The organism is Peribacillus sp. NPDC006672, from assembly GCF_050274955.1.
Taxonomy (GTDB): Bacteria; Bacillota; Bacilli; order Bacillales; family DSM-1321; genus Peribacillus.
In genome coordinates this window covers 175,090-194,484 of sequence record NZ_JBNNOR010000009.1, presented here as the reverse complement: position 1 = coordinate 194,484, position 19,395 = coordinate 175,090, and the positions used below count along the sequence as shown (strand labels likewise).

At 35.5% G+C, this 19,395-nt stretch carries 15 protein-coding genes and 4 pseudogenes; 14 read left to right on the top strand and 5 right to left on the bottom strand.

The window, feature by feature from the left end; genetic code table 11:
• Positions 1–31: 31 nt before the first annotated feature.
• From pulA to ACQKKK_RS16470, 4 genes and pseudogenes are all read left to right on the top strand, one after another.
• Positions 32–2,023 (top strand): annotated as a pseudogene (gene pulA, locus ACQKKK_RS16485) (type I pullulanase); the annotation flags it as partial.
• A 513-nt stretch (positions 2,024–2,536) separates the two neighbouring features.
• Positions 2,537–3,040 (top strand): PCYCGC motif-containing (lipo)protein, encoded by a 504-nt coding sequence (locus ACQKKK_RS16480; protein ID WP_427617361.1) that lies wholly within the window; start codon positions 2,537–2,539, stop codon positions 3,038–3,040.
• A gap of 1,006 nt (positions 3,041–4,046) precedes the next feature.
• The gene (gene uvsE, locus ACQKKK_RS16475) at positions 4,047–5,018 is read left to right on the top strand and encodes a UV DNA damage repair endonuclease UvsE (protein ID WP_427617359.1); all 972 of its coding nucleotides are present in this window, start codon (positions 4,047–4,049) and stop codon (positions 5,016–5,018) included.
• A gap of 488 nt (positions 5,019–5,506) precedes the next feature.
• Entirely contained in the window at positions 5,507–6,079 is a 573-nt protein-coding gene (locus ACQKKK_RS16470; protein ID WP_427617358.1) for a site-specific integrase, read from the top strand.
• An 861-nt stretch (positions 6,080–6,940) separates the two neighbouring features.
• Here ACQKKK_RS16470 and ACQKKK_RS16465 read toward each other — a convergent pair.
• Entirely contained in the window at positions 6,941–7,378 is a 438-nt protein-coding gene (locus tag ACQKKK_RS16465) for an HIT family protein (protein WP_427617356.1), read from the bottom strand.
• A gap of 1,073 nt (positions 7,379–8,451) precedes the next feature.
• Between ACQKKK_RS16465 and ACQKKK_RS16460 the strand changes: the two are divergent.
• Positions 8,452–8,748: pseudogene (locus tag ACQKKK_RS16460) on the top strand (recombinase family protein); the annotation flags it as partial.
• A 598-nt stretch (positions 8,749–9,346) separates the two neighbouring features.
• Positions 9,347–9,430: pseudogene (locus tag ACQKKK_RS16455) on the top strand (TetR/AcrR family transcriptional regulator); the annotation flags it as partial.
• Between the two features lie 904 nt (positions 9,431–10,334).
• Here the strand turns inward: ACQKKK_RS16455 and ACQKKK_RS16450 are convergent.
• Positions 10,335–10,553, bottom strand: coding sequence for a hypothetical protein (locus tag ACQKKK_RS16450; protein WP_427617354.1), 219 nt, complete (start codon positions 10,551–10,553; stop codon positions 10,335–10,337).
• Between the two features lie 136 nt (positions 10,554–10,689).
• Between ACQKKK_RS16450 and ytaF the strand changes: the two genes are divergently transcribed.
• From ytaF to ACQKKK_RS16420, 6 genes are all read left to right on the top strand, one after another.
• Positions 10,690–11,319, top strand: a complete 630-nt coding sequence (gene ytaF / locus ACQKKK_RS16445) for a sporulation membrane protein YtaF (protein ID WP_427617352.1) — start codon at positions 10,690–10,692, stop codon at positions 11,317–11,319.
• 157 nt (positions 11,320–11,476) lie between these two features.
• Positions 11,477–12,127, top strand: coding sequence for a helix-turn-helix domain-containing protein (locus tag ACQKKK_RS16440; RefSeq protein WP_427617350.1), 651 nt, complete (start codon positions 11,477–11,479; stop codon positions 12,125–12,127).
• 39 nt (positions 12,128–12,166) lie between these two features.
• Complete coding sequence (locus ACQKKK_RS16435; RefSeq protein ID WP_427617348.1) at positions 12,167–13,126, top strand: LCP family protein; 960 nt, start codon at positions 12,167–12,169, stop codon at positions 13,124–13,126.
• Positions 13,127–13,297: 171 nt separating this feature from the next.
• Entirely contained in the window at positions 13,298–13,903 is a 606-nt protein-coding gene (locus ACQKKK_RS16430; protein ID WP_427617346.1) for an undecaprenyl-diphosphatase, read from the top strand.
• 510 nt (positions 13,904–14,413) lie between these two features.
• Positions 14,414–15,592, top strand: a complete 1,179-nt coding sequence (fmdA, locus tag ACQKKK_RS16425) for a formamidase (RefSeq protein WP_427617344.1) — start codon at positions 14,414–14,416, stop codon at positions 15,590–15,592.
• Between the two features lie 28 nt (positions 15,593–15,620).
• Entirely contained in the window at positions 15,621–15,893 is a 273-nt protein-coding gene (locus ACQKKK_RS16420) for an FmdB family zinc ribbon protein (protein WP_427617343.1), read from the top strand.
• A gap of 240 nt (positions 15,894–16,133) precedes the next feature.
• Here ACQKKK_RS16420 and ACQKKK_RS16415 read toward each other — a convergent pair whose 3' ends face one another.
• From ACQKKK_RS16415 to ACQKKK_RS16405, 3 genes are read right to left on the bottom strand one after another with little or no spacing between them, the layout of a single operon-like run.
• Positions 16,134–16,781, bottom strand: coding sequence for an ABC-2 transporter permease (locus ACQKKK_RS16415; RefSeq protein WP_427617341.1), 648 nt, complete (start codon positions 16,779–16,781; stop codon positions 16,134–16,136).
• Complete coding sequence (locus ACQKKK_RS16410; RefSeq protein ID WP_427617340.1) at positions 16,771–17,637, bottom strand: ABC transporter ATP-binding protein; 867 nt, start codon at positions 17,635–17,637, stop codon at positions 16,771–16,773. Before ACQKKK_RS16410 ends, ACQKKK_RS16415 begins: the two co-directional genes overlap by 11 nt.
• A complete protein-coding gene (locus ACQKKK_RS16405) occupies positions 17,634–18,017 on the bottom strand; it encodes a GntR family transcriptional regulator (RefSeq protein WP_427617338.1) in 384 nt (127 codons plus the stop codon). The genes ACQKKK_RS16410 and ACQKKK_RS16405 overlap by 4 nt, the downstream gene beginning before the upstream one ends.
• Positions 18,018–18,217: 200 nt before the next feature.
• On the opposite strand from ACQKKK_RS16405, the pseudogene ACQKKK_RS16400 reads away from it, so the two are divergent.
• A pseudogene (locus ACQKKK_RS16400) lies at positions 18,218–18,418 on the top strand (IS4 family transposase); the annotation flags it as partial.
• A gap of 289 nt (positions 18,419–18,707) precedes the next feature.
• Positions 18,708–19,382 carry a GntR family transcriptional regulator gene (locus ACQKKK_RS16395; protein WP_427617336.1) on the top strand — a complete coding sequence of 225 codons (675 nt, stop codon included), beginning with the start codon at positions 18,708–18,710 and terminating at the stop codon, positions 19,380–19,382.
• Positions 19,383–19,395: the final 13 nt, after the last annotated feature.

Below are 19,395 nucleotides of genomic sequence, written 5' to 3'. Positions count from 1 at the left end.
TAATATGGGGATTTCAATGGAGGAATGACCTATTAAAGATTCGCTTTCTTATTTTGAAGAGGAAAATACCAATAATCGAAAACCCGCGGATATAGAAACCGAAAACCAGTCGGAATCCCTACCGATTGCAAATATTAATCCAGTAAATCCGGCAGAACTGGATGAATTTTATTACTATGACGGAAAAGATTTGGGGAATTCCTATCTTAAGGATAAAACGGCATTCCGGTTATGGGCACCTCTTGCATCTGAAGCTAAACTAGTTACTTATAATCATTGGGATGATTCAGATGGAGTGGAGATTCAGATGGATCGTTCGGAAAAGGGAACCTGGACTATTGAACTTACCGGTGATCAGGATGAATTGATTTATACATATAAAGTGAAAGTGGGAGAAATCTGGAGTGAAGCCGTGGATCCCTATGTTCGTGCAGTCACGGTAAATGGTAATAAAGGAGTCGTGATAGATTTAACGGACACGAACCCTGAAAAGTGGAAACGGGATAAACCACCGCTCAACAAAGCTGAGGACATAATCATTTATGAATTGCATACACGGGATTTGTCGATTCACCCTGAAAGTGGAATCCATCATAAAGGTAAATTTTTAGGAGTAATTGAAACCGGAACAAAAGGTCCAGAGGATGTGAAAACGGGTCTTGATCATATAAAAGATTTAGGTGTAACCCATGTGCAATTTATCCCCATATTCGATTTTGCTACTGTCAATGAAATGAAATTGAATGAACCACAATATAATTGGGGATATGACCCAAAAAATTATAATGCTCCCGAGGGTTCTTATTCGACTGACCCGTATCAACCAAAAGTCAGGATCCGGGAGTTAAAGGAAATGATCCAAGGCTTACATGATCACGGATTACGAGTAATCATGGATGTTGTATATAATCACGTTTATTCCGTGGATGATTCAAACTTCAATAAACTGGTTCCCACCTACTTTTTTCGGTATAACGGCGACGGTACCTTATCAAATGGTACTGGTGTAGGAAATGATACCGCGTCTGAACATAAAATGATGCGGAAATTCATCGTTGAATCCGTAACCTATTGGGCGAAAGAATTTAACCTTGATGGTTTTCGTTTCGACTTAATGGGAATCCATGATGTGGAAACGATGAATGAAGTGAAAAAGGCGCTGTCAGAAATTGATCCGACCCTTTTTGTTTTGGGCGAAGGCTGGGATATGAACACCCCCTTGGCCCAAGAGCAGAAAGCAAATCAAAAAAATGCTTTTAAAATGCCTGGCATCGCTCATTTTAATGATGCTATCCGCGATGGTTTAAAAGGATTTGTGATGAATGAACATGATAAAGGATTCATTAATGGCAAACCAGGTATGGAAGATATTATAAAAAAGGGCATCGCTGGTGGTTTGAAATATGATGAGAATATCGCCACATACAAAAAAACAGATCAAGTGATCAATTATGTTGAAGCACATGATAATTATACTTTATGGGATAAGCTTCTCATCACTAATCCTGATGCGACAGAACAAACACGTAAACAGATGCATAAACTGGCTTCAGCAATTATCTTACTGGCACAAGGAATTCCAATGATCCATGCTGGACAAGAATTTATGCGTACAAAAGATGGGGATGAAAATAGCTATCAATCTTCTGATTGGATTAATAGGTTGGATTGGAAAAGGAGAGCGGAATTAGATCGCGAAGTGGAGTATTTGAAAGGGCTGATTTTGCTCAGGAAAAACCATTCTGTTTTTAGGTTAAGCACACAGGAAGAAATTGAGGAGCATTTACAATTCATCGATGCTCCACCAAATGCGGTTGCCTTCACTCTAAAACATAAGGATTACAAAATTGCAGTGATTCATAACGCAAATTGGGACGCGATTAGTATTACACTTCCCTATGAAGGGGAATGGACCGTTTTAGTGAATGGACAGCGGGCGGGCCTGGAAGGAATAGAAAGGATTAAAGGGAGTCAGGCAACCGTTGCCCCTTTAAGTTCGCTTGTATTGAAAATAAACTTGTAATTAACTGAACTAAAGTCGAAGTGAGTGAATGCTGTTTCTCACTTCGACTTTAGTTCAGTATTCGATAGGAAATCGATTGGTGGAATTAAATCTTCCATTATGTACTCTCACGTTTGAGAAAAAATGTCGGGGTAGAAAGTAATAAACTGAATTATATCGTTTTTTTATGAGGGGAGTGATTATTTTTCCAGATAAAGTACATATAAAAATCAATAGTGCCGAAGGCCAGGCTGGACGGTAATCGAACGGTTTTACAAATGCAACAGAAAGCTCCATTGATATTCCGAATGTTTGTTATCATCCTAGTTTATTCCGCTTACTTTGTCGAAAGGGAATAAACAGAAGCAAATAAATTGAAAACTCTTTTATTATTTTAATGAGACCATATCATGATACTAAGACCCTTTTTCATTTTAATAAAAGGAGGTTTATGTACCTTTTGTGAATTATCTTGTAGAAAGTGCATCCCATGACATAAAATGGGGGTATCAAAATTAATCAAGGAGTGAATAAATGAAGATTAAAATAATGACCATGACATTGGGGATCTGTGGTACTTTAATACTTTCAGGCTGTTCGAGTGAAGGAGAAAGTGTTGTACAAAAAGAAAGCAGTCATGAAGGACATTCAGCACATACAGTATCCGGTGACCTTCAGGAAGAGACAGGAAGCAAGGACATAGCACCGGATTTCTTATCAGAAAAACCAGAAGAGATGAAAACGATCTATTTAGCTGTTGCTCAAAATAAAGATTTACTAGAAAAAATACCCTGTTACTGTGGTTGCGGGGAATCAGCTAACCATAAAAACAATTACGATTGTTTTATCCATGAGAATAAGAAAAATGGGGAAGTGGTTTGGGATGACCACGGTACAAGATGTGGAGTTTGCTTAGAAATAGCTGCACAATCCATATTGGATTGGAATGAAGGTATGAACATCAAAGATATTCGGAATAAAGTGGATGAAAAATACAAAAGTGGATATGCCAAACCGACACCAACCCCTGAGGTTTAAGGAAATGAAAAGTAAAAAAATTAAGGGTTTTCTAGAATAGAAGTGGTTCCAGAACCAGACAGACATCTTAACAAAAAGTGGTGCATTTCAGTTCAAAAGTCAGGCAAATACGTATGTTCTGGACGGCAACCTGACATGTGACGAGGAAAAAACCTACAGTTATAACGTAATCAACTGGAAACAAAAGATAAAACAGGAAGTTCTCTATTATTATCATAACGATGGCAGTGATATGTAATAACCCTAATAGATAAAAACAGAGTTGTTGTAGCTGATTATCAATAAGATTAGGGAGATTTCTCAAACGGGTATAATGGGAATCATCTAATCCATACAGATATGCAAGTTATAATGATAAAGGAACAGATCACTTTACGAACGTTCGTGTAAAAAGCCTTTAACAGTAAAATTTAATATATATTTATAATAATGCTCTGGGTTAAGTCACCAGGGCATTTTCTATTTAAAAGATGGTATTTGTGATATTAGTAAGAAAGAGCAGAGAAACGACCTTAATAGTAAAGGTTTTAAAGCGGAAAGGAAATGTTCTTATATTATGAACGAGTGGGTGGGTATATGAAAAAATAGAGTGGTTGTGAATCGTATACCTTTTTTCAAAATTAAGTTCGGATAAATTTTTAGGATAGGACATACTTTAATAGCTCAGATGAGAGTTATTGGATATACGGATGGAGTTTGACAGGAGAGATTTGTTTTATTCCTAATAAACGTGTAAAACCAATACCGCTAAAAGATATTCATTTGCAACTCACACCTACCAACAGAAAAATTAATCGCAGATCTTGAACAAGCACTAGATTTATTAGATCTCTGTTTGCAGGATAATCTGAAAGGACATCATCCTCGTGACACGGGTTTTGAAGAAATTGGAATTACTTATTTTGAGTATTATTGCGTGTAGAGATGGATTTTTCCCCATATGTATTTATTAATTGATTTAATGGGATACTTCCAATAAACAAAAAAAATTAAAGGAGATATCAATTTGACATTAATCCGTCTAGGTTATGTAGCCATGAGTACTCATGTGCCAAATTGTTCACCATCGCAAACAATGACTTTTGCTCAGTTTTCGAAAATTAAGGACAAAGATGCGGCGATAAGGAAACTTGAACGCATTTCAATTTCCAATCTTCATAATTGTTGGCGTTTACTGATACATAACGAAGCTAATAATATTCAGTTCTTTAGGCTTTCTTCTAAACTCATCCCTTTAGCCAATCATCCAGAAATCCCAGAGTGGGATTACATAGATCCTATTTCAGAGGAACTTGCTAAATTAAAATCATTCATTATAAATCACCCAAAAATAAGGATAGATTTTCACCCAGATCATTACGTCATCTTGAATAGTTCAAATATAGATATACTGAAGACATCATTAAGGACATTAAGGATGCATTATACTTTATTAGAAAAAATAGGGGTAAACCCCGAGCATCGTTGTGTTCTGCATGTTGGCGGCGGTTATGGCGAAAATGTACAGGCTTTGGAGCAGTTTATTCATAATTGGGGGTTGATTCCTGAATCGATTCAAAGAATGGTCATTCTCGAGAATGATGATACTACCTTTACTTTGACGGAAACCCTTTACTTATGTGAGAAATTGGGGATTCCCATAGTTTTTGATTATCACCATTACCTTGCACATCAGTTACCAGGTGAAAATTGGAAAGATCATTGGAATCGAATATTAAATACCTGGAGTAATTCCAAACTACCTCCTAAAATGCATATTTCAAGTCCAAGGTCCGACAAAGAATTGCGAGCACATGCAGACTTTGTGGATATAGGAATCTTCATGGATTTTTTGCAACAAATTAAGGGAAGTTTACCACAATTGGATTGCATGATTGAAGCAAAACAAAAGGATGGAGCACTTTTCCAGTTGATGGATCAGCTGCAAGTTTACAAAGATATAGAGATTATTGATGATGCCAGTTTTTATATTCATTAATCGATTGAGGTGATTTCATAAAGAGGTACATAAGACTCTCTTTATCAAATGTAATAAATAATAATTTATATCAATGTTTACATAACATAGTTATGGTAAATTTAATTGATTTTATAAAAATGAAAAATATGATTAAATGATAGAGATATTCAAAAGTATACATTAACTTACAAAAATATTAAAAAAGACAAAAAAACGAGCTTCATATTTAGTTTTTAAAGCCGTTGTTTTAAATCCATAGAGTCATTGATCCAAACTGACTTAAATAGGCTATATGGGTCTATACAGACGTATAAAGGGCATTGATAGATTTTAAGGGCTTCTCGGGTGATTTCGCAAGAATATTCCGAATGTAACAAAGGACCTCTATTGATACATTCGAAATCGCGTTAAATCAAGGTTTATAAGGGTATTAAAATTAAAAAAACTTGCCTTTTTTTCGCCTGTTCACGTACAATGAAAGAAGGGGAAAGGGGAATGAGTCATTCATGCAAGCGACCTCTCAAAGAATCAAGAATGTCCAGCCGATACGCCGGCTCGATCACATAGAAAAGATGAAAAAGTCACTATTAAAATATTGCAGCTACAGGGATTATATGATGTTTTCAATTGGGATAAACATCGGTTTGCGTATAGGGGATCTTTTACAATTGCGAGTGAAAGATATCCTAGAAGGCACGCATATAGTCATTGTGGAGCAAAAGACAGATAAAATTAAACGGTTCATCGTCAATCCTCAACTTCGTAAGGAAGTGAAGAAGTATGTCCGGAAAACGGGCCTGAATAATGAACAATATTTATTTCCAAGTCGAAAAGGGAATGGACCGATCACAAGGGTACAAGCCTACCGGGTCTTGAACAAAGCAGCTGAAATGGCAGACATTCCAGATGTAGGTACACATACCCTTCGAAAAACTTTCGGCTATTTACATTACCAAAAATTCAAGGATATCGCATTACTGCAGCAAATCTTAAATCACTCCAATCCAAAAGATACGATGATTTACATAGGTCTCACACAGGATTTAATGGACGAAACATTGATGGATTTCTATTATTAACTGACCGGGACGATTTATAGCCGACCAGTATTACTCAGTTTTTTATTGTTACCACATTCCTATAATAGGGAGGTTTTCAGCGCAAAAAATTATTTCGGTATAACTGGATGGTTAGAGAAGACTGGTATCGTTGATGCGGAGAGGTGAAGGAGGAAGAGCTTCTCCGTTCCAGAACTAGCGGAGTGGGGAGTATAATACAAACACTTTTCCATTTAGTTGATGTAAAATGGAGGTACGCCTTTTACAAGGAAAAAAAGACTTCACTGAAAGTTTTGAAAATTACAAGAATTTTGATCAAGTAATAAATTGGACGGTGTTTTTCGTACAAATGAAAGATTTTGTACGTATTTGGAAAGGACTTTGAAGATAAATTATTTTATCATACCATGCCGAATGGGGGTAGTACCAGCGAAGCTGTCACCACCCGCAATAAGGAAATGTCAAGATTACAATAAGTTATTTAATTTTAATACTTCAAACATGCATACCCCCGTCCTTTTTTAGATGGGGGCAAATAAAGTTGTTAAATTTTATATTAAAGGATACTTTAGCAATAAAGTCGTTTAAAAATCTAAGTTTTATTCCACAATCGGGCTCTTATCTACAGTTGTATATCTACCGTATTCAACGTATTTTATGATATCAAAAATGGTAGTTTTCTATCTTTGTAGAAGCCATTGTATTTGCTCATTCGAATAGAGCAAAATCATACCTATGGAGGCTCTTTGTCAAGACATCCCAGATTTTTCAGTATCAAAAGGACAAGTGGCTTACTTTTTGATGATTGGAGTGGCTCAAAATGCAGTTAGCAAAAACAAAAGGTGCTAAACTAAAAGCTTTTATACTTTTATAAATATAAATTTATATTATTGTCTTAATGATTTCTATTAGCTTGATCTTTGTCTCTAATAGTTTATTTTTTTCATCTTTTTTATCAAAAGGTTGTTCTAAATAAAACTCTGCAAACGATTGATTTTTATATCTAGGTACAACGTGCATGTGATAATGAGATAGTTCATTAAATACCCCACCATTTTGACATATAGTAATACCATCAGGTTTAAATAATTTCTTAAGAGACCTGGTAATTAGTATAGATGTTTTCATAATTGCATTAGCAGTATATATATCCAGTTCGTCTACATCTTTGAAATGTCGCTTTGGCAATATTAGAACATGACCATCATTAAAAGGTTCATGGTCTAAAAAGCAACAAACAAAATCATCTTCATACACCAAATATATTGGTTCCTTTTTATTTGCTAATCTGCATCCTAAACATTCGATATTCTCGTTCATATAAAAATACCTTTCAAATAATGATATATTACACTAACAAAATACTCTAAATTGATAAACCCGGCTCCACCTGTTACTAAAACAGTTTTACTCATTTATAAATCCTCCTAAAATTTTGGGTAAAAAATCATACATAGTATAAATTATATCATTCAACTGGTAAATCAAGTCTTTATATGGAGTTTTTACATACAGTGTACATATATTATTATCGTTAATGCCTCCATTTTCTCTTAAATTTTTTCCCACAAAATGATAAGTACAATTAGAAATAATAAAATGATTTTTATGAAAGTAACAGTCCTGAAAGGTAGGTAATACTATCTAATGCGGTTAGGATGGATAAGCCCAAAAGCAAGGTAAAAACATATAAAACATATTTGGGATTAATGGTAGGGCTGAGAATTCGGAGATGCAATTTATGTCGGGGTGTAAATTGGAGTTACTAATGATAGAAGAATGTAATTAGTTGCTCTTACCTTTAATATAAATTTATGGAATTTTCTATTGTGCAGGGTAAGCATCAAATAATCCCCATCTTCTAAAAAGTCGAAAAATAACGATCTCCAAGAATGCTAAGAGTGAACTCTTCAGAGCGTTACCCCATCATTTGATTCTTAGATATTATCCCTTCAGTTCCGAAAGGAACTGTCTAGCATTTACCTGAGTAATGTAACCATTCTCAATTTAAGAAAGAAACATTTCGCACAACTAAACTCCTATAGTTTAAGTACCTTTTCTTCACAATCTCATCTAGGAATAACATAAATTTCCAGTTTCTTTCTGAGTTATTTAATTATATGGTCCGATTGTTGAATAGGATGACTGGAGTTTTTAAATTTTATTATCATAAAAGTTAATATCAAAAGGTTATCGCTACTTTTTATAAAGTAGACTTTTCTTTGCAATTATCGTAACAAAAACGGTCATTTCTGTTACCTATCGTGAAAAGGAATACTTTAACTATCAATCTAGCATAAATGGGTGTAACAAAAATATGTAACAAAATATTTTGTAACAATATTAATTATTTGAAAGTTTTGGTACAATTATGCTGAAAGGTGAGGACGTAAATGAAATATGGTTACATGCGCGTTTCGACCATTGATCAAAATTTGGATCGCCAAAAAAAGCAGCTTGAAGAATTTGGATGTGAACGTATCTTTTTTGAGAAAGTAACAGGAACTAAAGGGGATCGTCCGGAACTGAACCGTATGCTGGAGTTTCTTCGTTCAGAAGACACCGTTGTTGTAACGGATTTAACTCGCTTATCTCGATCTAGGAAAGATCTGATTGAGATTACAGACCTCATTTCACAAAAAGGGGCGAATTTAAAGAGTTTAAAGGAGTCTTGGCTGGATATGATGACACCTGAAGACTTGAGGGCATTGAGTCCGCTAATATAAAAGTCATGTAAATCCTTATGGCATCTTTAAATTGAATATGATGGAACGAATTCCAATAGAGGAAAGGCAACCAGAAATAGAAAATCCTTTACATTTCTAATTTTCTTCCTTATTGCGGGTAGTGACAGCTTCGCTGGTACTACCCCGAAAAGAGCGCATTTTTCACTCCAGAAAAGCGCTCGATTGTTGAAGAACCTTGTTTAAACTTTATTCAAGATAAGCCCCGATTAAACGATGGACTAGTTACAAAACTCCCTTATAATTTGCTTCTTTATTTCTTCTATTGGAAACTTCTGTGGATAGGTAGATATCATCAACATAATACCTTGGAGCACAGATGAAAAATATAACGATCGTTTCCCCGGCTCCTTTTCTTCCATTATTTCAAATATTTTGAATTGCAACTCAAACTGTTTAGTGTTTTCCTCGATAAGGAGATGACTGTATTTAATCAACTCTTCATCAGACTCTGGCTGAGTTTGCAAGTGCAGAAGATGCTAGAGCTTGCCCTTCATTCACCAATATATCAAGTCGTTATCGATAGTCCGTACAGGGATATTACGCTACTTCTATAAGCGATATAGCCAAACAAGCAGGGATTTCGAAAGGCTTACTCTATAATTATTACAAAGGAAAACAAGAGCTACTTTCTGAAATGGTCGAGTCCAGAATCAAGGAAGTGGTTGACGTGATCGCAGAAGCAGTTATCTTGGAGACACCAAATGAGCAACTTAAACATATAGTCAATGGTGCCATTGATGATTACTTTTGATGGCCGTGGTGCCGGTAAATCACCGGCAAAAAATCAAAGAAAACTGAGAGAAATAACGAATAAAGAGTATTTTATTATTTCTCCATATTTACTTTGCGGTTAAGAGCAAGAACCATGTCATTAAGCCTTTTTAAACTACTAATGAATCAGCTGATCTTAGATATGAATAAAAGGGACTTATTAAGTAGTTACCATAATATAATTATGGTAACTACTATGCCTGATTTATCCTACATTTTTTTATGGCTTGTACAATTGGAACGTTGATTAGAACGTAGGACACTCGCTTTCCGAATGGCAGTATTAAAACTTGAGGTGATGAGGATTCTTTCTAAACATGATTCTATTCAGCAAAAACAATTTTCATATTAACTATCGATTTTAGAATGTTTCTATAGTCGTTGATTTAGCATTTTAAGAAGAAATGGACTTTTCAATTCCTTATGGAGCACGATTTGTAGATGCATGAACAAAAACTTCATCAAACCCTATCCATCTAGCCACTTCTATCAGTAAATCTGAAAGTTTGATGCGAGGTAACCTATTATAAAGCGATAAGCTATATGAGCGTGCATCTTCAGGGTATCTTTTTCTAACCGATCAACATGTAATTTAGATTTATTAATATTAATGCCCTCAAGTGAATCCAAATTATTTTAAACCCATGTAAGACGCTATTATAAAGCTTCCAATCTCTCATCTAAATAATCCTTTGCAGATAAACTTATCGATAAACGGTGACCATTCACTTTCGCTTTTTTCCATTCTTCACTCGAAGCTAAATACTCATCAAAATCATATGTAAACGACTCCCTCTAACGTATACATCCCCTGAACGGATATAATTTCTAAGCTCATTTAGAGCAGTAATTTCGTAATAAGAGCGATTAATATTGCCTTCATCATCATAAACGTGTTTTCGCCAGCGTTTCGGTAAAAAATCCAGTGGGGCATCTTTAGATAATTTTCTTTTCCCAAGAGCATCTAAGGCATTCATTAATTAACATACTCCCGCCTAGTTTACTAGTTAAACTGGCAGGGTTTGTTGACTTTTTATCAACACTTTAGAAATAAATAAGCACTTTTAGTCAATTTGATCAATATAATGTAAAAAAAATTAGGAGTGATCTACAGTGTCTTGGCTAATCATCTTGGCTTTTGCTGTTTCATCCAGTGTCGATAATTTAGGAGTAAGTATTTCTTATGGAATCCGCAAAATACGGATTGGTTTAGGGGCCAACTTATTGATTGGGTTTATTTGTTTTCTTATGAGTATAGCGGGAATTTCCTTTGGAGTTTGGCTTTCCAGGATTTTGCCAGGTATGTTCCCAGTGATTATTGGAGCGTTCTTTCTAATTATTATCGGTATAAGAATTATTTTATTAGCTACACCACGTAAAAAGGTTTTAGCCGTAAGCCATGAGCATAGCAACCCATCTCCAAGCATGAAAGGGGTTCTTAAGGATCCTGAAGCTGCTGATGTCGATAACTCTGGAGAAATTGGCTGGGGGGAAGCTGTGATTCTTGGGGTAGCCTTATCAGCGAATGCCCTTACTAATGGCTTAGGTGCCGGTTTACTTGGGTTTTCACCACTTGCTATTTCACTAACCGCTGCCATTGGTAGTATTATCAGTGTTTGGGCAGGAGTTAAGTTAGGCCATAAATTAGCTTCCGTTCGTATTGGCTCTTTTACACTAGGTGAATTCGGAACAATCATTAGCGGAATCATTATTTTAATAATTGCTATTAGAGCATTCTTTTAATAATTACCAAATAACCACATTTCATTGACAAAACGTCAACACTCAGGTATATTCCACAAGTACACTTACTTTATTACTCTCTAAAAATGTTTAAATAGAATCGTATCTCATTTGTAAAACTAGATAAATTTCGAAGTCCGATATGGGAGGGAAGAGTATGCCAGATGATCAACCAAAAACTAGTAAACTTGGTTTGCTGTTAAAAGAATTACTGAAGGAACGGTCATTATCAATGAGAAAACTTAGTGAGTTAACTAATATTGATACAGCAACCATTTCACGGATTATTAATGGTAAACGAAGAGCAAATCCTGAACATTTACAAAAATTTGCCGACTGTCTTGATATTCCTATTGCTGATTTATTTATAGCAGCTGGTTACTCCATTGACCAAAGAAAGGAACAGCAGTATTCAGATATTCATTCGTCTATAGACAGTATTCAAAGTATCCTCGAATCCTCTGAATTATATAATAAAACGTTCACAATTGAGAGTGTTGAACAGCAATTGACAAAATATGAACTATATTCATACACCGAAGAGGGAAAAGAGACTATTCTAAATGGCTTTGAGAAAAAGCTTATGAAAGTTGGCAGCATAGGTCCGTTTATTAGCCAGTTTAAGGATATGTTTGAGCGGTTTCGCTTAAGAAACGGTACTTCTGCTGAGCTTGCCATCATTGGCAGTGCGCTCATTTATTTTATTATTTCGGTAGATGTTATCCCTGATTACATTTTTCCAATTGGGTATTTAGACGATGCAATCGCAGTAAAACTTGTTTTAAATTCATTATCAACAAAAGCATGAAACTAAACATAAAAACGATTCTGACAGGTGATATCACAAATGAAAAAAAATGCTAGAATAAACAAAAAACGAAAATGGCTTAGAAACCTCCTTTTCACAGTTCTTTTATTATTTGTAACGGTAGTCATTTATGGTATTTATCAATATAAAAATGGATTGTCTGAAGCGAGTAATGGTAAGTATAAGAGCGATCAAAAAACGTTTGATGACTTCCAAGGCACTGAGCCTCAATTTGGAGAGATTAATATTTTATTATTTGGAAATGATTCACGGGGTGAGGAGCATGCACGTTCTGATACGTTAATGATCGCTCATTATAACCAAAACACTCATAGTATGAAAATCGCTTCGATTATGAGGGATACGTATGTGGATATTCCTGGTCATGGTATGCAAAAAATAAATGCCGCTTTTGCATTTGGCGGGCCTGAATTAGTAAGGAAAACGATTAAGGAAAATTTTGATGTTGATATTAATTACTATGCCGTTGTCGATTTTGAAGGGTTTTCAAAAATAGTTGACATCGTTGCCCCTAACGGAGTCGAGGTCGATATTCCATACGAAATGTCCTATGGAATTGGGATGACACTGCATCCAGGTAAACAAATATTACATGGTGATAAATTGTTAGGCTATGTTCGATTTCGCCACGATCGTCTAAGTGATTTTGGCCGGGTGGAAAGACAGCAGGAAGTAGTCTCAAAGATCAAAGAACAAGCAGTCAGTGTTCATAGTTTGGTAAATCTACCAAAGATCCTTGGAGTGGCTGACCCTTACATTGATACAAATGTAGATACTCCAACCATTCTTTCAATTGGCAAAGGGTTAATTGCTGGGAAATCAAAAAGCATTGAAAGTATTCGGATACCAGTTAAAGATTCATATGAGAATGAAACGGTTAACGTGGGAGCTGTGCTTAAAATTGATATCAATAAAAACAAGCAAGTTTTAAAAGCCTTTTTAGCATCAACTGAAGATGAAAGTAATATCAGGCAATGAGGCAGGGCCACTGACCACTACAATGGGGCAGTTATTCATGATATAAACGACTTATTTGTACGTGGTCTTATTTGCATGTTTACTAATTTGAACATCATTTTCTTCGAGAGTATGAGAATGATGTTAAAGTATTAAACAACTAGGTAATTTTTACAGAAATGAGGATTTTTCATGAATTACGAATTATTTCAATCAATTAATCAACTTGCGGGTCATCATCCTTTATTGGACGAGCTAATGGTCTTTGCTACACAAAACGCATTACTGATTTATGCGGTATTGTTAATTGCGATGTGGGTTTTTGGGAAAGAAAACCATAAACATACAGTCGTCTTTGCTACTATGACGGGGGCATTGAGCTTATTTCTTAACTTTGTTATTGGTCTTATTTACTTTGAACCCCGTCCATTTGTAACACATAATGTTCATTTATTACTTTCACATGCCGCTGATGCCTCTTTTCCAAGTGACCATACTACAGGTGCATTTGCATTGTCTTTAGCGGTCTTATTACGCCACCGTAAAATCGGATTTGGAATGGTCTTGCTTGCGTTATTAACCGGTATCTCTCGTGTATATGTGGGTCACCATTATCCAGTTGATGTACTCGGCAGCATTGTTGTAGCGACAGTTGTAAGTATATTTATTTATAAGATCAGCCCCTTTTTGCAGTCGATTCCTAGGATGGTCATCCATATATATAATAAAATTCCGTTAGTTCCCAAAAATGGTCAAAGTGAAAAAAATATTAATCCTTTGAAACGGAAAGCAAAATAATAGAAACATACATGGTGAAGAAACAAAACTAAAATAGTTTATTAACGGACAATTCCTTTATATGCATATAAAGGAATTGTCCGTTAGTTTGTTGGTTTCAAACAAAGTATATATGTAACAAAGAAAATATACTTATTAAAAATATTTAAAGTAAGATGATCTAAGGTCTATTTTTATACATATGTCGACATCCGACTCATCAAAAACCGTACCTAACACAATATTAATCTCATAAATCAAGACTTTACCATCCATTAAGGGGTCCTACCATGGTGCTACCCCTACAAAGAACAAAATGGAGCGTGCACCTTTAAAAGCTAAAAACTATCAACTCAACTAAATATAAAAAAGAGGGAGTTGTTCTAATTACTTTACTTACTTCATTAAGATTAAGTTCATCTCACCCATCTGTTATAATATTAATAATTTGACTATATTTGTTAAAAACATTAATATGAGAACGCATACATAGTTTAACTTCATAGATTAATAGATTGAAGGAGGAGCAACATGCCTAAAACTTTGTTTAAACTGGATCTTAGTAAACCGATGGAGCAACAAGCACACCCGGGGCATAATCGTTGGCATCCGGATATTCCAGCTGCTTTTTCAGTAGAGCTGGGCCAATCGTTTCGTATGGAGTGTAAAGATTGGACGGATGGACAAATTAGCAACAATGACGATCCTCGTGACATTAGGGATATTATTTTGCCGCGAGTTCATGTATTAAGCGGGCCGGTTTATGTAAATGGAGTGGAACCGGGTGATTTATTAGTTGTTGATATTTTGGATATCGGTGCGTTTGCTGAGTCTGAATGGGGTTTTAATGGGATTTTCGCCAAGGAAAATGGAGGAAGTTTTTTAACGGAACATTATCCGGAAGCAGCGAAATCTATCTGGGACTTTGAAGGAATTTATACGACTTCAAGGCATGTGCCAGGTGTTAAGTTTGCCGGGCTTATCCATCCTGGGTTAATTGGTGTGGCGCCTTCAATGGAGCTTCTGCAAGAGTGGAATAAACGAGAAAATGAATTGAAGATGACTGATCCCGACCGTGTACCTGAACTAGCAACTTCTCCTCAAGCAGAGCATGCAGTGCTAGGCACGTTAAAAGGGGCAGAATTTGATCGGGTGGTCAAAGAGGGAGCGAGGACCGTGCCTCCAAGGGAAAATGGAGGAAACTGTGACATTAAAAATTTATCAAAAGGTTCAAGAATTTTCTTCCCAGTATTTGTGGACGGGGCAAAACTTTCGGTAGGTGACCTTCATTTTTCACAAGGGGATGGCGAAATTACATTCTGCGGTGGGATTGAAATGGCGGGATGGATTGATCTTCGTGTCGACGTGATTAAGGGAGGTATGGAGAAATATAAAATTAAAGACAATCCTGTCTTCAAACCTGGTCCGGTTGAACCAAATTATTCCGATTATTTAGTGTTTGAAGGCATTTCAATAGATGAGTTTACAGGAAATCAACATTATTTGGATGCACATATTGCTTACCGCCGGGCTTGCCTGAATGCAATCGAATATTTGAAAACACTCGGTTATACAGGAGAGCAGGCATATATGATATTAAGTACAGCGCCTATTGAAGGCCGGATAAATGGAATCGTCGACATCCCAAATGCATGTTGTACCGTGGCCATTCCGACCCAAATATTTGATAAAGATATTAATCCGAAGTAATAAATAGACCGATAAAGGGGGACTTTCCTTGCCTAGTTACACCTTTAACTGCAGTCAATGCGGTGAGTTCACACTATTCTTTAAGTCAATGGCAGGCTATAAAGGAACAGCGCAATGTCCGGGCTGCCATCAAGGGGCTTCCCGTGTCTATCAACCACCCAATTTGTTTTCTAATTCAAAGGAAATACGCACTCGCATTGAACGGGGGATGGAGCCTCGTAGAATGACAAAAGAAGAATTAGGACCAAAACAAAGTAAAAGGAAACCACAAGTCAATCGTCCATGGCAAGTAGGGCAGTAAGCAAAGACAATTTCTCCTATAAACACTAAAAAAGCACAAAAAGGAAGATCAAATTCCTTTTCGTGCTTTTGGTTTTTATTTAAAGTGATAAAAGGTAACATCTAAGATTTTACCGCGATTTGTTAAATAGTCGTGATTTTCTAGACCAATATATTGGTAGCAATGGGGATTGAACCCTACAAGAGTATTCTATTGTTCCCTACTCTTATCTAATAGTTCTGGCAGCTCTTCTGGATTTACTTATATATCCTTTTTTGCATATATCTTTAGAGATATAATCATTGAGATAAGACTAATGAATAGTGAAATGAAACAAGGCATCCATTCTTGAATTATTTGTGGAAATGGAAATGTGATTGTAAAATCAATGTGACTCGATTGAACTTCCTTTATGAGAGTAGGAGCGACAAAAGGTATTAAAAAGACAGTGAAAAATGATATAATTTTTGTTTTGTCATACCCGAATTTAAATTGAATAGGAAGCAGTATACCAAATAATATACTAAGAATTAAAAATGTTATTCCAAGAGCGTTTACGCTGAGTTTTTCTATACCCGATGGTAGGATAATTGATGTAATAATACGGATGATGGAGACACAAATGAAAATTACAAAGAGAAAGAGATACTTTGCTTTTACAAATGCATTTCGTGTGTATGGAGTGGCACAAAGTAAAGCGGCTCCATTGTACTGATCCTCAAATTTGGATATCGTACCAAACAAAATATGCTCCATCAATATCACTGTTAAAAGAAAGCCAACAAGACCGCCATCGTTAAACTGTATTTGTGTAGAAACATAAATAGGAGCGATAGCTGCAAAAACGAGTAGAATTAAGAAGTATTTTCTAACTAGCATAAAGTCTTTCATTACAAGGTTAATTAACATGATTATTACCTCCGATATATGAAAGCATAATATTCTCTATCGTTGGTCTTTCCATCAATACATCAGGCATGAGTCGACGCACATCATCTTTTTTATGAGTAATCCCCTCAAATCCGTATGGAGATTGATACAAATTTAAAAAAAGTTTTTTGGTTTGTTCATTAATTAATTGATTGTCTCCTTTTACCAATGCATGTGTCTCCACTAACACATCTTTTTCCTCATTAACTAAAATTTTTCCATCATCGATTAAAATAATCATATCGGCAACTTTATCTAAATCAGAGGTAATATGAGTAGAAAAAAAGACACTTTTCCCTGGTTCCTTCATAAAATCCAGAAGAATATTCATCAATTCACTCCGTACCAATGGATCCAAACCACTTGTTGGTTCATCCATTATTAATAGGTCCGCGTGGTGGGATAGAGCCAATGCAACTGCAAATTTCATCCGCATACCTTTGGATAGGGTAGAGATTTTCTGTTCTAGATTTAAACTAAACTGTTTAATATAAGCTAAGAAAACCGGTTCATCCCAATCAGTATAGGAAGGGGCAATCACATTTTTCATTTCTTTTAAGGTTAATTCATCATAGAAATATCCCTCATCCAGCACGATGCCAATTTTGTTTTTGGACTTTCTTTCATTTTTATCCATATCTTTTCCTAAAAAATTTATTTTTCCGGAATCTTTTAAGATGAGGCCAAGGATTGCTTTAATTGTAGTGGTTTTCCCAGAACCATTAGTACCAATAAAACCTGTTATACAGTCTTTGTTAAGTGAAAAAGTAACATCTTTTAATGAAAAATTGTCGTATGTTTTATTTAAATTATTCACTTCTAACACAGCATTCATTTTTCATTCTCCTCCTCTAAAATTAAGTCCAGTATCGAATGGAGATCATCTGCATGAATTCCAATACTTCGAGCCATTTGACAAACTTCTGCGAGCTTGACTTCCACCATCCGGCGCTTAGATTCCATTAACAATTCTAGGTTTGTAGGTGCTACATAGGTACCTTTGCCAATCCTAGTAATAATAAAACCTTCTGCTTCTAGTTCTGTATAGACTCTTTTTATGGTAAGTACACTTACATGTAAATCGTTAGCTAATAAGCGGATTGATGGCAATTGTTCGCCTTCTTTCAACTCATTGTTAAATATTGATTCTTTAACCTGTTCCTTTATCTGCTGATATAAAGGCTGATTTGATACATTACTTAAGATTATTTTCATTAAACAACCTCTCAATCGATAAGTGTTACGTTAGATGATACACAGTATACACACTATACACAGTGAATATTATAAATTATAAAAAATGGATAAACAAGATATATTGTTACAAAAATCACCACATCGCTATCAAGCTCATATAAATTTACATCCATAAAACGAAAAAACGCTATTCTTTTGTGGAAATATACAGAAAGGATGGTCAAACAATAGAGATTTCAGGAGCATACATTGCCCAATATCAAAAATTACCATCTCGTGTCATTGTCCATCGATTAAAAAAGGAGCAAACAGAGAAACGGTTGAAAGAACAAACCAAAAGAGAAAAAGAGAAAGGTATAACCTACAAAGAACGGAGTAAATGGTTGAGTGGAATCAACGTGTATTTTAAAAATCTTTCTCCCAAAAAAGATGACCAGCTTCTTTTGCTGCAAGGGTAATTTTGGAGTTGGTTTTGTCATAAGTTCCTTGTTTGAAATTTGTGAATTTAATGGTCATGCAAAATTGTTTAAATAGTTAAATATAAACGGTGCCACAAATAATACTCAGATGTGAATTAGATGTTTACCTATTGTATTGTATCCAGAGTTTTTTAAATTGGATACAATATATTTAATTTTCAGTATTGTAATCGTTTTATATAGTTGTTATAGTTGAAATTGTATCCAATATTGAAAGGTGGACGCTTAATTGGATAATGTTAATTCCGATCGAGATAAATCAACTATCGTTAAAAATGTAACAAAAAGCCTTAGGAATGCGATTTTGAATGGGACGTTGAAAAAGGGGGAGCGACTCATCCAAGAGGAGTGGGCCGATCGCCTGGAAGTAAGCAGAATGCCCATTCGTGAAGCCCTTACACAGCTTCAAATGGAAGGGTTGGTGGAAATGGTTCCTCATAAAGGAGCAGTCGTCACACCTATTACCCGGGATGATATTGAAGAAATTTATCATACCAGGTCCCTGCTTGAAGGCCTTGCCGTGGAAAAATCGCTTCCTTATTTAACAAAGGTGGATAAGGAAAAATTAAAAGGTATTTTGATTGAAATGGAAGGAATTCAGTTATCTGATGAAACCAATGAGCATTATATCCTTTTAAATGCGACTTTCCATGAAACCCTCCGCAAAGGGTGCCCATGGCCAAGGGTTCAAAAAATGGTAGAAACACTGGGTATCTCACCCATTGCGCCGAATTTGCTGATTGATTATTACCCAGAAACGCAAAGGGAACACCGGATGATATATGAAGCGGCACTAAGAGGGGATCCTGCAGAACTAAGGGCAGCAGTAGAATTTCACATTTTACGAACTAAGAATAATTTAATTACGTATATGGAGTTGCTGAATACTAAAAATCATCAATAAAAGGAGTGTTATT